10 protein-coding genes are annotated in these 15,001 nt (G+C 64.9%); 8 read left to right on the top strand and 2 right to left on the bottom strand.

Going from position 1 to position 15,001, the window contains the following annotated elements; genetic code table 11:
* The first annotated feature begins 240 nt into the window (after positions 1 to 240).
* From CLAM6_RS03490 to tldD, 7 genes are all read left to right on the top strand, one after another.
* Complete coding sequence (locus CLAM6_RS03490; RefSeq protein WP_043332576.1) at positions 241 to 1,278, top strand: rod shape-determining protein; 1,038 nt, start codon at positions 241 to 243, stop codon at positions 1,276 to 1,278.
* A gap of 64 nt (positions 1,279 to 1,342) precedes the next feature.
* On the top strand, positions 1,343 to 2,320 hold the full coding sequence (mreC, locus tag CLAM6_RS03495; RefSeq protein WP_268750727.1) for a rod shape-determining protein MreC: 978 nt from the start codon (positions 1,343 to 1,345) through the stop codon (positions 2,318 to 2,320).
* Entirely contained in the window at positions 2,320 to 2,802 is a 483-nt protein-coding gene (mreD, locus tag CLAM6_RS03500; RefSeq protein WP_043332574.1) for a rod shape-determining protein MreD, read from the top strand. The genes mreC and mreD overlap by 1 nt, the downstream gene beginning before the upstream one ends.
* Before the next feature lie 210 nt (positions 2,803 to 3,012).
* A complete protein-coding gene (locus CLAM6_RS03505) occupies positions 3,013 to 3,693 on the top strand; it encodes a Maf family protein (RefSeq protein WP_153635166.1) in 681 nt (226 codons plus the stop codon).
* A gap of 185 nt (positions 3,694 to 3,878) precedes the next feature.
* Positions 3,879 to 5,342: a ribonuclease G gene (rng, locus tag CLAM6_RS03510; RefSeq protein WP_043332570.1), complete on the top strand. Its 1,464-nt coding sequence runs from the start codon at positions 3,879 to 3,881 to the stop codon at positions 5,340 to 5,342.
* Between the two features lie 80 nt (positions 5,343 to 5,422).
* Positions 5,423 to 9,721, top strand: coding sequence for a YhdP family phospholipid transporter (locus CLAM6_RS03515; RefSeq protein WP_153635167.1), 4,299 nt, complete (start codon positions 5,423 to 5,425; stop codon positions 9,719 to 9,721).
* Entirely contained in the window at positions 9,718 to 11,178 is a 1,461-nt protein-coding gene (gene tldD, locus CLAM6_RS03520; protein ID WP_153635168.1) for a metalloprotease TldD, read from the top strand. Before CLAM6_RS03515 ends, tldD begins: the two co-directional genes overlap by 4 nt.
* Positions 11,179 to 11,314: 136 nt before the next feature.
* Here tldD and yjgA read toward each other — a convergent pair whose 3' ends face one another.
* Positions 11,315 to 11,818 (bottom strand): ribosome biogenesis factor YjgA, encoded by a 504-nt coding sequence (gene yjgA / locus CLAM6_RS03525; protein ID WP_043332563.1) that lies wholly within the window; start codon positions 11,816 to 11,818, stop codon positions 11,315 to 11,317.
* Between the two features lie 76 nt (positions 11,819 to 11,894).
* Between yjgA and pmbA the strand changes: the two genes are divergently transcribed.
* Positions 11,895 to 13,265 carry a metalloprotease PmbA gene (gene pmbA / locus CLAM6_RS03530; protein WP_153635169.1) on the top strand — a complete coding sequence of 457 codons (1,371 nt, stop codon included), beginning with the start codon at positions 11,895 to 11,897 and terminating at the stop codon, positions 13,263 to 13,265.
* Positions 13,266 to 13,370: 105 nt separating this feature from the next.
* Here the strand turns inward: pmbA and mgtE are convergent, their stop codons facing one another.
* Entirely contained in the window at positions 13,371 to 14,726 is a 1,356-nt protein-coding gene (gene mgtE, locus CLAM6_RS03535; protein ID WP_043332561.1) for a magnesium transporter, read from the bottom strand.
* Positions 14,727 to 15,001: the final 275 nt, after the last annotated feature.

A 15,001-nucleotide genomic window follows, 5' to 3' on the forward strand; every position in this document is an offset into this window, starting at 1 on the left:
GAAAGGCCGAATTCGAAAATTGTGGTGTCCCGGCAAACCCGATGCCCGTTACCCTGTAAAACAGCGCGCTTTGCAGCGATGGAGCAATCTGTCGCCGAATGCGCCGTTACAGTGTGATTCGGCGTGAAATGTACCACATCTGCGTCGCTCTGGCAGGCGTGTCAGCTTGCCGCCATGGGGTGGCAATGGTACCGTTCGCGTCTGCACAGGGTTCCGGTCTGGACTAGGTGATCAACTTCCATGTTTAAACGTTTACGTGGGCTGTTCTCGAGCGATCTGTCGATCGATCTGGGTACTGCCAACACGCTTATTTATGTGCGCGGTCGCGGTATCGTGCTCGACGAGCCCTCAGTCGTGGCCATTCGCCAGTCCGGGAATGCCCGCAGTGTGGCGGCCGTCGGTGCCGATGCCAAGCGCATGCTGGGGCGTACCCCCGGCAATATCACGGCCATCCGTCCGATGAAGGACGGCGTCATCGCCGACTTCACCGTTACCGAACAGATGCTCCAGCATTTCATCCGCAAGGTGCATCAGAGCACCTTCCTGACACCCAGCCCTCGTGTGCTGGTGTGTGTGCCGTGCATGTCGACCCAGGTCGAGCGTCGCGCCATCAAGGAATCGGCCGAAGGGGCCGGCGCGCGTGAGGTCTACCTGATCGAGGAGCCGATGGCTGCCGCGATCGGTGCGGGCCTGCCGGTGGAAGAGGCGATGGGCTCCATGGTGGTCGATATCGGTGGTGGTACCACTGAAATCGCCATCATCTCGCTCAACGGCGTGGTCTATTCCGAATCCGTGCGTATCGGCGGTGACCGCTTCGACGAAGCCATCACCTCCTATGTGCGTCGCCATTACGGCAGCCTGATCGGTGAGGCGACGGCCGAGCGCATCAAGGAAGAGATCGGTTGTGCCTACCCGGGTGGCGAGCTGCGCGAGATCGACGTGCGCGGTCGCAACCTGGCCGAGGGCATTCCGCGTTCCTTCACGCTCAACTCCCACGAGATTCTCGATGCGCTGCAGGAACCGCTGGCGGCCATCGTCTCGGTAGTCAAGAGCGCGCTCGAGCAGTCTCCGCCGGAGCTGGCCTCCGACATCGCCGAGCGCGGCCTGGTGCTGACCGGTGGTGGTGCGCTGCTGCGTGACATCGACAAGCTGATCGCGGAAGAGACGGGCCTGCCGGTGATCATCGCCGAAGACCCGCTGACCTGCGTGGCGCGTGGCGGTGGCAAGGCGCTGGAAATGATCGATCAGCACACCTTCGAGCTGCTGTCGAGCGATTGACCTCGTCCGGGGCCGGGCATGCTGTGTGCTGTACGGCTGGTCCCGGCCTGTCGGAGGAAGTGCTATCAAACCCCTGTTCACGCGTGGCCCCGTGCCCGGCTACCGCATGCTGTTGTGCGCGGTGCTGTCACTCGCGCTGATGTTTGCCGAAGATCGCTTCAGCTGGATGGTCGATGTGCGCGCCAGCATGGCGACGCTGGTATCGCCCGTGCAGTGGGTCGTCAGCTTGCCGACGGAAGGCATCAGCTGGGGCGCGCTGGTGTTTGCCGACCAGCAGGAGCTGGCCGACGAGAATCGCGCGCTGCGCGAACAGCTGCTCAATCTGTCCAGCCGTGTGCAACGCATGGCGAGCCTGACCTCCGAGAATACGCGCCTGCGCGAATTGCTCAATGCCGGGCAGCGTAGCGACATCCCCTATATCACCTCCCAGTTGCTGACCCTCGATGCTGACCCGTTCTCCCACCGCATGGTGGTGGACCGCGGCGAGCAGGATGGCGTGCGCATCGGCTTGCCGGTGCTCGATGCCTATGGCCTCGTCGGGCAGGTCATCTCCACCTCGGCCTACAACAGTCGCGTGCTGATGATCAGTGATGCCAGTCACGCCGTACCGGTGGAGATCAATCGCAATGGTCTGCGCTTCATCGCCCAGGGCAGCGGCAAGATCGATCAGGTCGATGTGCTGCATGTGCCGGACACCGCCGACATTCGTGTCGGTGATCTGCTGGTGACTTCCGGACTGGCGCTGCGTTTTCCGCGCGGCCTGCCGGTGGCACGTGTCACCGAGGTCTATCATGATCCCGGCAAGCCGTTCGCCCGCGTGAGTGCCGAGCCCATCGCGCAGCTGGAGCGCTCGCGCAACTTCCTGATCCAGATGCCGCCGCCGGTGGATACCGACAACCTGTATGTCGATGACAGCCTCGATGAGTTGCCGCGTGACAACCTGGCGGCGCCCAGACCCGAGGGTGACGACGCCGCGCAAGGCTCCGCCGAGGATGCGGCAGACGCTCAGGCACCCACCGATGCTGCCGGGGAGAACAACTGATGGCCTTTCGTCCCCAGACCACCTTGCTGTGCTGGTTCTCGCTGCTGCTGGCGCTGTGTCTGCAGGTCATGCCATTGCCGGATGTGTGGCTGATCTGGCGGCCCCAGTGGCTGGGTCTGATGCTGGTCTACTGGTGCATCGTCTCGCCGCAGAGTGTCGGAGTCTTCCACGGCTTCCTGTTCGGGCTGGCGCTGGATGTCCTGCAGGGCGCACCACTGGGGCACAACGCCCTGGTACTGTCGTTGACGGCCTTCATGGGCGTGCTGCTCTATCAGCGCATTCGCGCCTACTCGCTGTTGCAGCAGGCGTTGCTGGTGATCGTGGTGCTGGGCATCGCGCAGTTGCTGGATCAATGGCTGCGCAGTCTGTTCGGTGCCGGCCCCGTCAGCCTGTCGTTCCTGCTCTCGGCGGTCATCGGCGGCGCATTGTGGCCGTGGCTCTATACCCTGCTGCAGATGCTGCGTCGGCGGGTCGCGGCCTGAGTACCACTGGCGCGCCAGTGCCGATTCTTGTCAGCTTCCAAAAGCCGCCTACGGGCGGCTTTCTGGTACTTGTCAGCCATGTTTCTCTTCACGAGGTCTTCCATGTCATCCAGTTCAAGGTCATCCACTTCCAGGCCATCCACACCTGACACCGCAAGCCCCACTTCCTCACTCTTTGCGAACTCTGACGCCGCGACGCAGCGCAAAGTGATGTCTCAGGGCGTTGTTCAACAGGGCACTGATGAACAGGGCATTGCTCAACAGGGCGCTGCTCAAGCGGAATTGATTCTGGCTTCGGGGTCGCCGCGTCGTCGTGACCTGCTGGCCAGTATCGGTATCCAATGTGAGGTGGCGCCGGTGGATATCGATGAGACGCCGCAGGCCAATGAGTCGCCGGAGCATTATGTGCTGCGGCTGGCGCGGGAGAAGGCGCAGGCCGGGTTCGCGGCCCTGGCGCAGCGGACGGCAGGCCAGACGGCGGGGCGGCGAGTGCTCGGCGCGGATACCGCGCTGGCACTGGATGGGCGCATTCTCGGCAAGCCGCGCGATGAGGCCGATGCGCGCGAGATGCTGCTCAGCCTGTCGGGGCGCAGCCATCAGGTGCTCAGTGGCGTGGCGCTGTGTCATGGCGACGCCGGGCGCGACATGCGCTGCGCGAGCGAGCTGGTCGAGAGCCGCGTGACTTTCCGCACCATCACCCCAGAGGAGGCCGCGCGCTACTGGGCGACCGGTGAGCCGGCTGACAAGGCAGGTGGCTACGCCATCCAGGGGCTCGGCGCCGTCTTCGTCAGTCATCTCGAGGGCAGTTACAGCGCCGTGGTCGGGCTGCCGCTGCATGAGACCGCAGAGCTTCTGAGCAAGGCGGGCGTTCAGCCGTGGCAACCGCTCTGATGGACGATGTTTCGCACTGCGTCAGTCGGGTGTCGAGACAGCGCTCCAGCGCCATCGTGAAGGACGATGGCGTGCGTGCGTGGCACAAAATACCCGTTGCAGGAAATCCTTAGTCGATAGATCACAGCCGGGGGCTCCCTTGCTATGTCATAATCGCAAGCAACGACTTTACAAGGACTTGCGCTATGAGCGGCGAGGTATTGATCAACCTGACACCGATGGAGACCCGCGTGGCGGTGGTCGAGAACGGTGTCCTGCAGGAAGCCTTCATCGAACGCAGCGGGCGACGCGGCATCGTCGGCAACATCTACCGTGGCAAGGTGGTGAGAGTGTTGCCCGGCATGCAGGCGGCCTTCATCGACATCGGTCTCGAACGGGCCGCCTTCATCCATGCCCAGGAAGTCATGCCGGCGCACACGCCGCATGATGAGCAGCTCTCGATCCGCGAGCTGCTCAGCGAAGGCCAGCCACTGGTGGTGCAGGTCACCAAGGACCCCATCGGCACCAAGGGCGCCCGGCTGACCACGCATCTGTCGGTGCCGTCACGCTATCTGGTCTACATGCCGGACTCGCCGCATACCGGCGTGTCGCAGCGCATCGAGAGCGATGCCGAGCGAGACCGCCTCAAGGAGCTCACCGAGCAGTGCCTGACGGCGCTGGATCCGGAAGCCCCTGGCGGCTTCATTTTGCGCACGGCGGCCGAAGGCATCAGCGAGGCGGAGCTCAAACAGGACATGCATTTCCTGCTGCGCCTGTGGCGCAAGGTCAGCGAGCGTCGCCTGACCGCCGCCGTGCCCAGCGTGATCTATGATGATCTGCCGCTGTTCATGCGCACGCTGCGCGACGTGATGCGTGACGAGATCGAGCGCGTGCGCATCGACTCGCGCGAGAATTTCATCCGGCTCAAGGAATTCGCCAGCGAGTTCATGCCCGACATGGAAGGGCGCATCGAGTATTACCCCGGCGAGCGGCCGATCTTCGATCTGTTCAGTGTCGAGGATGAGCTGCACAAGGCGATGGGCCGCAAGGTGCAGCTCAAGAGTGGCGGCTATCTGGTGATCGACCAGACCGAGGCGATGACCACCATCGACGTCAACACCGGTGGTTTTGTCGGTCATCGCAACCTCGAAGAGACCATCTTCAAGACCAATCTCGAGGCGGCGACCGCCATCGCGCGCCAGCTGCGCCTGCGCAATCTCGGCGGCATCATCATCATCGACTTCATCGACATGGAAGAGACCGAGCACCAGCGCCAGGTGTTGCGCGTGCTCGAGAAGTCGCTGGAGCGTGATCATGCCAAGAACAAGATGACCGGCGTGACCGAGCTGGGCCTGGTGCAGCTGACGCGCAAGCGCACGCGCGAGAGTCTGGAGCAGGTGCTGTGCGAGGCCTGCCCGACCTGTCAGGGGCGCGGCACCCTCAAGACGCCGGAGACGGTCTGCTACGAGATCTTCCGCGAGATCATGCGCGAAGAGCGCGCCTACAGCCCGGATACCTACATGGTGCTGGCCTCGCAGAACGTGGTCGATCGCCTGCTGGACGAGGAATCCGCGGCCGTGGCGGACCTCGAGAGCTTCATCGGCAAGACCATCCGCTTCCAGGTCGAGGCGCATTACACCCAGGAGCAGTACGATATTGTGCTCATGTGATCTGTCAGCCGCCGCGCCTGCGATGAAGCCGGGAGTCGCGTTATCCACATCGTGAGTCTGTCCTGTTCGGAGAACCACCAGTGACCCGTTCTACCTCACCAGAGGCGGCACGTTCTACCTCGCAAGAGGCGGCGCAGGAGGGCGTCGAAGACGCCCCGTCTTCGTCAGCTGCGACGCCAGCGCCACCCTCGCGTGGGCGGCGCTGGGCGCGCGGGCTGCTGATGGCGCTCGCGGTGCTGCTGGCGTTGCTGGCCATCCTGATCGGGGGCCTGCGCTGGTGGTTGACCACGTTGGATTCGCGCAGTGAGTCCATCAGTGACTTCATTGCCACCCAGACCCACTCCAATGTGGGGATGTCATCGCTTGAGGGCCGCATGGATCACCTTGATCCGGCCATCAAGCTGTCGGGGCTGAACCTCTTTCGACCCAATGAGATGCAGGCGGCGCCGCTGTTGAGCGTGTCGCATCTGGAAACCCGTCTCGATGTACTTTCCTCCCTGCGCCATCTGGCGCCTGTCTTTGATCGCGCCACCGCCACCGGCGTCATCGTGCACCTGTACCAGCGCGAAGATGGCAGCTGGGGCTGGCCGGGGCCGCCGCGTCCTCCCGAAGCGCTCGAACCCGAAGGACAGATGAGCCTTGCGCAGACGGAGCAGGGGCTGGCGCTGCTGGCACGTCAGCGTGTGCGGCTCGAGGACGTGCGCCTGGTGCTGCATGGTCGCAACGATACCCTCAACCTGAATGCCGCCGAGCTGTTGCTGTCGGGAGAAGGCGATCGCGCGCATCTGGAGGGCCAGTTGCGGGTCGGGGAATCGCCTCAGGCCGGTGTCAGCGCCGTGCTGGAGGTGCTGCCGGGAGACGACGGTCTCGCCGACTACTCGGCCCAGCTGCAGATGGAGCTGGACGCCGGTGCGCTGGCGAGTGTCGGGCGCCTGATGGGCGAGCGCGACAGCCTGATGCTGCGCGATGCCGATGGCAACGCGACGCTGTGGGCGCGCTGGCGTGACGCGCGACTGGAAGATGCTCGTCTGCGCCTCGATCTCAATCGCCTGACGCTGGATCACCATGGCGCCCAGCTGGCGCTCAAGGACATTCATGCGCGTGGCCAGTGGCTGCGCGACCTGGCGGGCAGTGATCGCTGGCAGGCCTGGCTCAATCAGATCTCGGTCGGCGCCACGCAACTCGATGATGCCCCGGCGGCCGGCGCTCCGGTGGCCGGCACTCCGGCGCCCGGCGTTCCGGCGGCTGACAGTGACGGCCAGACGCCGCAAGCGGCGTCATCGCCAGAAGTCTCCGCGGCGCTTGCCAGTCTGCCCGAGCGTATTTCGCTGTCGGGGGATCTCGCCGAGGGCAGTGTGTCGCTGGTCACCAGCAGTTTCGATCTGGAGAAGGTGGCGCGCTGGCGCAATGTGCTGGCGCTCGGCGAGCTGGGCAATGTGCTCGAGTCTCTCGATCCGCGTGGCACGGCCACCGGCCTCTCCCTGTCGCTGGCCGGGATCGGCCTCGATACCCCGCTGACCATGAAGCTGGCGCTGGGCCTCACCGGCGCCGAGGTGGACCCCTGGCAGGGCGCCCCGGGACTCGGCCCCCTGGCGGCCTGGGTCACCGCGCAGAGTCTTGATGAGGGTGGCATCGCGAGCCGGATCGCGTTTCGTGGCGACCCGGGCATGCGCTTCGACTTCCCCGAGGTCTTCGGCGACGGCTGGCAGCTCGAGGCCGCCGACGGGGTGGTCGAGGTCAAGGTCGATGACAGTGGCAGCAGCGTCTCGGGGCATGACCTGCATATCCAGCGCGCTGGCGCCGATGTGACGGGCGGCTTCGGCCTGCAGATTCCCGCACAGGACCATGATCGCTTCCAGCTGGATCTCGAGATGCGCGACGTGGACGCCCGCAGCATTCCGCTGGCCTCCTGGTTGCCGATGAAGGTGCTGGACCCGGCGCTGAGCGAGTGGTTGACGCGCGATGTTGCGGGGCAGGTCCCCGAGGGCAGCCTGCATCTCACCCAGGTGTGGGATGACGACAATGGTGAAAATGGCTATGGCCCCGGCGATTCGATGGACCTTGAGCTTGCCATCGAGGATGGGCGACTCGGTTACGCCGAGGGCTGGCCTGCGCTGGAGGGCGTGAAGGGCAATCTCGCGCTGCACGACAATACGTTGAGTGCCACGGTCGCGGCGGCGCACTCTCAGCCGGTTGCGGCGCTTGGCAGTGCAGCGCCCCTGGCGGTGCGTCAGGCCGACGTCGACATGCAGGACAACACCTTGAAGATTCAGGGTGATGTGACCGGCAGCGTCGAGGCGCTGTTCGATCTGCTCTCGCATGCGCCGCTCGAGGATACCGCAGCGCTGATCGCCGAATGGCAGGGCAAGGGCTCGGTGGATGCGACGATGGACATCCGCGTGCCGCTGGAGGACGCCGAGCAGACGCGCATCACGGCGGCGGGCAAGGTCGGCGAGCGCCAGGCGGCGACGCTGGCCTTCCCGGGGCCGGGCATCGAGGTTGACGGCATTCGCGGGCCGCTCGAGTTCGTGCATGACCCATCGCGCCCCGAGGGGCGCCGTGAGCAGTTGACCGGCAATCTCTCCGGCAAGTTGTTCGGCGGTGCGGTCAAGGCGGCGCTCAACATCGGGCAGGCAGACTCAAGCAGCAAGGGCGCGATCACCTTCGACGGCAAGGCGCCATTGGCACCGGTGCTGAGCTGGCTGGGCGCGCCCGAGCACCTGATCGGCGATGCCGCCGAGAACACCCGGGCCGCCTTGCAGGACGGCGAGACCCCGCGTGCGCTGGGCGGCGAGTTCAACTACCAGGCGCGCCTGATGCTGCCGGATGACGGCGCCAGTCTGGCGCTCTCGAGTGACCTCAAGGGAGTCGCCATCAATCTGCCGGCACCCTTTGGCAAGACGCGCGATCAGGCGGCTCCGCTAGCGGTGGATATCGGGCTCGCGGAGGGTGGCGGCGATGTTCGCCTCGACAATCGCGCCCGCGCACGCTGGAAAGGCGGCAATACGCGTGACGATGGCAGCACGGTGCCGATGACGGGACAGCTGTGGCTGGAGCGTTGGCCGAGTGACCCGCAGTGGCCCACCCAGACCGGCTGGGACATCGCCTGGCGCACACCGACTCTCGCCCCCGAGCTCTGGAAGCCGTGGGCGGGAGCGCTCTCCGGTGAAGGTGGCGTGAGTGGAGAGGGCAGCGCGAGTGATGGGGGCAGCGACGCTGAGCAGAGCGACCCCCTGCGTGCCTTGTCACGCCTGCGCGTTGCCACCGATTGCCTGATGATCCAGTCCCGGTGTACGGGGCCGATGACGCTCGAGGCCGCGCCGCGCCAGAGCTCGCAGCAGCAAGGGCTGGGGCTGGCCGCGACGCTGGATGGTCAGCTCGCCAGTGGCGAGCTGGTGTGGCAGTCAGGCGCCGCGCGACCGCTGATTCTGGACCTGGACACCCTGAATCTCGATGCCCTGTGGCCCGCGGATGCCGAGCAGGAGACGCAGACCGCCAGTGCGCCAGGCAACTTTACCGAGGCTATCGATGTCGGCATCGAGCCGACGCCGTATCCTGCTGAGCTTGCCGACCTGCCCGCGGGCAGTCTGCGTCTGGCACACCTCATCTGGCGCGATCAGCAGCTGGGACCGATCAGTGCTGACTGGACCGCCGACAGCCAGCAGCTGGTGGTGTTGCCGCTCTCCATCACGCTGGGCAAGATCACCGCGGTGGGCAACATCACCTGGGAAGATGCCGGCACCAACAGTCTGACGCGCGCTCGCCTGTCCGCCGATGGCAGTGATCTGGGCGGGTTGCTCGAGCGTCTCTCCCAGCCGCGCGGCATCGAGGCGGACCGCGCCCGGGCCGAGGTCAAGCTGGCCTGGCCCGGTGCGCCGCAGGACTTTGCCCTGTCGCGCTCCAATGGTCGCGTCGAGATCAAGCTGGATGACGGACGCTTCCTGAATCTGGGCTCGACCTCCGCCCGCCTGCTGGGGCTGGTCAATGTGGATAACCTGCTGCGCCGGCTGTCGCTGGACTTCTCTGATGTCACCGACAAGGGGACGGCCTTCGACAAGGTGCGCGGCGCAGCGACGCTCTTCGATGGGCGGCTGGAAAGCGATGGCCCCTTGCGTATCGAGGCGCCGTCCACCACCGTGACACTCAACGGGCAGGTCGATCTGCTTCGCGGTACCCTTGATCAACGCATGGCCATCACGGTGCCGGTCAGCCAGAACCTTCCGCTGGCCGCCGTGCTGGCAGGCGCACCCGCCGTGGGCGGGGCGCTGTTCGTGGCCGACAAGATCTTCGGCCGCTTCATCGACAAGGTGACGCAAATTCACTATCGGGTATCAGGCCCCTGGGGCGACCCGAACATTACTCTGGAAAGTGCCGAATGACGCAAAATGCGAGTTCCGGTCGCGTGCTCGACGATGCCGCGGCCCTGTTGCTGACCCCGGGCGGGCTCAGCCTGGATGATCTGGATGCTGGCCTGGCACATGCCATGGGCCCGGGCACCGACTATGCCGACCTCTACTTCCAGCGTATCTGGCAGGAGAGCTGGGTGCTGGAAGACGGCGTCGTCAAGGACGCCAGCTACAACATCGATGGCGGCGTGGGCGTACGCTCACTGGCGGGGGAAAAGACCGGCTTCGCGTACTCCAATCAGATCGATGCCGCCGCCCTTGCCGACACTGGCCGCACTGCGGCGGGTATCTCGCGCAGCGGCAGCAGCGGCACGGTCGCGCGCTCGATCATCACCGAGGCACCGTCCTTCTATGCGGGCATCGACCCACTGAATGGCCTGAGCGCCGAGGACAAGGTCGCGATGCTCAAGGAAGCGGACCGCATCGCGCGCAGCCTTGACCCGTCCATCAGTCAGGTATCGGCCTCGCTGTCGGCGCTTTACGAGGTGGTGATGGTGCGTGCCAGCGATGGCACCCTCGCCGCGGACCTGCGTCCGCTGGTGCGTTTCAACATCAGCGTGATCGCGGTGCGCAATGGCCGTCGCGAGCGTGGCAGTGCCGGTGGCGGTGGTCGTTTCCCGCTGACCCGTCTGCGCGATGAGAATGTCGCCGAGCGTTACGCGCGTGAAGCCGTGCGCCAGGCGCTGGTCAATCTCGAGGCCATCGATGCACCGGCCGGTCAGATGCCGGTGGTGCTGGGCAATGGCTGGCCGGGCGTGCTGCTGCACGAGGCGGTCGGTCATGGTCTGGAAGGTGACTTCAACCGCAAGGGCAGCTCTGCCTTCTCGGGCCGCATGGGCGAGCAGGTCGCGGCACGCGGCGTCACCGTTGTCGATGATGCGACCCTGGCCGATCGCCGTGGCTCGCTGTCCGTCGATGACGAAGGTACCCCGGGGCAGTACACGCCGCTGATCGAGGATGGCATCCTCACCGGCTACATGCAGGACAAGCTCAATGCCCGCCTGATGGGCATGGCACCGACGGGCAATGCGCGTCGTGAGTCCTTCGCGCACCTGCCGATGCCGCGCATGACCAATACCTACATGCTGGGTGGCGATCGCGATCCGCAGGAGATCATCAAGAGCGTCAAGCGTGGCATATACGCGGTCAGCTTCGGCGGTGGCCAGGTCGACATCACCTCCGGGCGCTTCGTGTTCTCCGCAAGCGAAGCTTATCTGATCGAAGACGGCAAGGTGACCACGCCGGTCAAGGGCGCGACCCTGATCGGCAACGGGCCGGAAGCCATGGGCCGCGTCTCGATGATCGGCAACGACCTGGAGCTGGATACCGGTGTCGGCGTGTGTGGCAAGGACGGCCAGTCCGTGCCCGTCGGGGTCGGTCAGCCGACGCTGAAGCTCGATGAGCTGACGGTCGGCGGCACGCAATCCTGAGCGGGTCGCGTTCACAATGAAGCGATGAATACGACGACACCGCCGTGGCAGGGCCATGGCGGTGTCGAGGAAGCGCTTGAGGATCAGCTCGTCAGAAGCAGTACGTCAGAGCAGCGCGTGAGCGGCAGACCCCGTGTCAGAGGTCGAGTTCGGCCCGCAGCAGCTTGAAGAGCTTCTTGGCGCTGTTGGGCTGTTTGCCGGCGTCACGTTCGGCACGCGCATTGCGGATCAGCTGACGCAGGGCCTGACGGTCCACGTGAGGATAATCCTCGACGAAGATCACGAAGGCTTCATCGTCGTCCAGCAGGCGATCGCGCCAGCGTTCGAGACGCTGGAAGGAAGCATCGCGACGCACGTTCTGCTGCTCCATGGCTTCGAAGACGGCACGCACGGCGTCCAGGTCTTCCTTGCGCATCAGCTTGCCGACGTACTGCATGTGGCGACGCAGGCCTTCGTGACTACGAATGCGATGGGTCTCCTCGATGGCGGCCAGCATGTCGTCAGAGAGCGGGAACTTGGCGCGCTGGCCTTCCGGCAGATCGATGATCTTCTTGCCCAGCGCCTGCAGCTCGATCATCTCGCGCTTCAACTGGGACTTGCTGGGGCGCTCGACGAGCTCCTCGGGTCTTTCTTTACGCATGCCAATTCCAATGAGTCGGGGAAATTTGCGGCAGTATAGCACTGCCGGGCCCCCGTCTCCTCAGAAGGAGAACAACATGAGCCAGGCCTTTGATGCCGTTGCTCAGCAACAACTGCTCGAGCGTCGCGTCAGCGAAGCTCTCGAGCTTGCCCGCAGCCTGGGTGCCGACGCCTGTGAGGTCGGTGCCAGCGTCGATCAGGGCGTCAGCATCTCGGTGCGTGACGGCGAAGTCGAGACGGTCGAACTGTCGCGTGACCAGGGCATCGGCGTGACCGTCTATCTCGGCAATCGCAAGGGCAGCGCGACATCTTCCGATGCCGGCAGCGACTCGATTCGTGCCGCGGTCGAGAAGGCGGTCTCCATCGCGCACTATACCGGCGAAGACAGTTTTGCCGGTCTGGCGCCGGCCGAGCTGATGGCCACCGACTTCCCTGATCTCAAGGCGCATCACCCTTGGGCGATCAGCGTCGATGAAGCGACTGACCTGGCGCTGGCCTGTGAGCGTGCCGGGCTGGAAGTGGAAGGCATCGCGCAGTCCGAAGGCGCCAGCTTCTCCAGTGGTGAAGGCGTTCAGGTCTATGGCAACAGCCATGGGTTCCTGGCCAGCCAGTGCGGCAGCCGCCACTCGATGTCATGCATGCTGATCGCCAAGGATGCACAGGGCATGCAGCGTGACTATGACTACACCAGCGTGCGCAATCCGGCGGACCTGCGCTCCCCCGAGTCGGTGGGGCGTGAAGCCGCGCGCCGCACGCTGGCGCGTCTGAATGCGCGCAAGGTGGCGACGGGGCGCATGCCGGTGCTGTTCGACCCGCAGATGTCGGCCGGGCTGGTCGGTCACTACCTGTCTGCCATCGCCGGCGGCTCGCTGTACCGTGAGTCCAGCTTCCTGTGCGATAGCCTGGGTCAGCCGCTGTTCCCCGACTGGTTCACGCTGGGCGAGAAGCCGCGGGAAGTCGGTGGCATGTCCAGCGCCGCCTTCGACAACGATGGCGTCGCGACGCGTGACAATGTCTACTTTGCCGACGGCAAGGTGCAGAGCTACATGCTGAGCGCCTACAGTGCCCGTCGCCTGAACATGCAGACCACCGGCAACGCCGGCGGCGCGCGCAACGTGCGCATCACCGCGCCGCTGACCTCGCTTGATGAGATGCTCAAGCAGATGGGCACCGGCGTGCTGGTGACCGAGCTGATGGGCCAGGGCGTCAACGGCGTCACCGGTGACTACTCACGCGGCGCCTCCGGTTTCTGGGTCGAGAACGGCGAGATCCAGCATGCGGTCGAGGAGTTCACCATTGCCGGCAATCTGCGCGACATGGCGGCCAATCTGCTGGCGGTCGGCGATGATGTCGATACGCGTGGCAGCATCCACAGCGGTAGCTGGCTGATCGATGGCATGACCGTCGCGGGCATGTCCGAAGGCGAAGACGAAGAGCTGGAAGGCTGATCGCTGAGGCTTCTCTGATCGCGCGACAGGCGAGATGCAACACGGCCGCTCCCGAGGGAGCGGCCGTGTTGTTTCTGGAGCAGTCACTGGAATCCGTCGGGCGTATTACAGGTAGAGCCAGGTCGCCAGCCCCAGGAAGGCCATGAAGCCGATCACGTCGGTCACGGTGGTCAATATCACGCTGCCGGAGAGGGCAGGGTCGATATTGAGCTTCTTGAGCAGTACCGGCAGCAGCGTGCCCGTCACGGCGGCGATCAACAGGTTGATCATGATCGCGGCGCCGATGATGGCCCCCAGCTGGACATCCCCGAACCACACGATGGCGATGCCTGCCACCACCACGGCCCATAACAGGCCGTTGAGCCCCGCGACGATGACCTCGCGCTTGAGTAGCCAGCGGACATTGCCACTCTTGACGTGCCCCAGCGCGATACCGCGAATCAGGACGGTGAGTGCCTGAGAGCCCGCGATGCCGCCCATGCTGGCGACGATGGGCATCAGTACGGCCAGCGCGGTGATCTTCTGAATGGTGCCTTCGAACATGCCGATCACGGCGGAGGCCATGAAGGCGGTCAGCAGGTTGATGCCGAGCCAGACGGCGCGGCGCCACGAGGTTCGCATCACGGGAGAGAAGGTGTCTTCGTCCTCATCCATCCCCGCCATCGACATCACCTGGTGCTCGGCGTCGCCACGGATGACGTCGACCACGTCATCGATGGTGATACGACCCAGCAGGTTGCCATCGCCGCCGACCACGGGTGCCGAGATCAGGTCGTGCTTCTCGAACAGCGAGGCGACTTCGGTTTCCGGCATCAGGGCCGGAATCACCACGCTGTCGGTGTCCATCACTTCGCGCACCGTGACGCCGGGGTCAGAGACCAGCAGGCGATTGATGGGCAGGGCACCGATGAATTCATCGCGGCGCGAGACGACCAGCAGGGTATCGGTGGAGTCGGGCAGGCGCTCGTGGCGGCGAATGTAGCGCAGCACCACGTCCAGGGTGATGTCCGGACGAATGGTGATGGTGTCCGTGTTCATCAGGCCGCCGGCGGTGTCCTCAGGGAAGGACAGTACCGTTTCGACGCGCAGGCGCTCCTGCGCCTCCATGGAGTCGAGGACCTCGAGAATCACCGCATTCGGCAGGCGCTGCAGAATGTCGGCGACATCATCCGGTTCCAGGTTCTCGGTGGCGGCGAGAACGTCGACGGCGTCCATGTCCTTGAGGAAGTCGGTCTGGATGTCTTCGCCAAGGTATTGAAGGACATCGCCCTGCAGCTCGGCATCGACCAGCTCCCAGAGCAGATTACGCTCCTTGGGGGGCGAGGATTCCAGCAGGTGGGCCACGTCCACTGGCGCGAGGCCGCGATTGAGCATGCGTCTTGCCTGTTCCAGCTCGCCGCTTTCCAGCGCCTGTGACAGGCGATCAAGTCTTGGCTTGAGTTTACGAGACGTCTTGCTCATCTGTCGGCTTCCCCTGTCGACATGAAGGACAGCGCTGATTCTACCATTGGCGTAGGGGGGCGCGTCGACAAAAGAAAACAGTGTTTCTTATCGAAAGGACAATCCGCGTTCCGCTACTGGCGCAAAAGCAGCGTTGCATGGCTGCCAGGCGCAAGGATAGGTGCAGGGAAAGGTACAAGGGTAGGCGCAAGGACAGGTGCAGGAACCGGTGAAGGAACAGGCGCTAGGCATCCTGCGCGAGCAGTTAATGGTGTCGCCAGGACGCCGCCAGAGGG

Source organism: Cobetia sp. AM6, from assembly GCF_009617955.1.
Classification (GTDB): Bacteria; Pseudomonadota; Gammaproteobacteria; order Pseudomonadales; family Halomonadaceae; genus Cobetia; species Cobetia amphilecti.